The sequence below is a fragment of the Ochrobactrum sp. SFR4 genome (assembly GCF_019730395.1).
In the GTDB taxonomy this organism is placed as follows: domain Bacteria; phylum Pseudomonadota; class Alphaproteobacteria; order Rhizobiales; family Rhizobiaceae; genus Pseudochrobactrum.
Genome location: NZ_JAAPBB010000458.1, coordinates 1 through 335, shown reverse-complemented (window position 1 = coordinate 335; position 335 = coordinate 1). Strand labels below are relative to the sequence as shown.

At 56.1% G+C, this 335-nt stretch carries 1 pseudogene; it reads left to right on the top strand.

Annotation, left to right across the window (positions count from 1 at the left end):
- A pseudogene (locus tag HBA93_RS19795) lies at positions 1-335 on the top strand (GntR family transcriptional regulator); the annotation flags it as partial.

The following is a 335-nucleotide window of genomic DNA, read 5'->3' as shown; positions in this document are numbered from 1 at the left end:
AGGGGCCTATGCCCTCTTCCCTTGCGGCTGCCCTTGAAAAGAAACCGGCGGCTTTTTTGTTCCAGCCGCGCGTGCACTCTGTGACCAGTCACTGCATGAGCAAAGAGCGCCTGATGGCGCTGGGCGATGTGCTTGAAGGCCACGACACATTGATTATCGAAGATGACGGTGTTGCTGATATTGCCGCATCGCCCCGTCAGACACTCGGCGCACGTTATCCTGACCGCGTAGTCCATATTCTGTCTTACTCCAAGACACTGGGACCGGATTTACGTCTGGCTGTACTTTCCGGCTCCGCCAGCCTTGTGGAGCAGATTCAGTCTTACCGCAGTTTC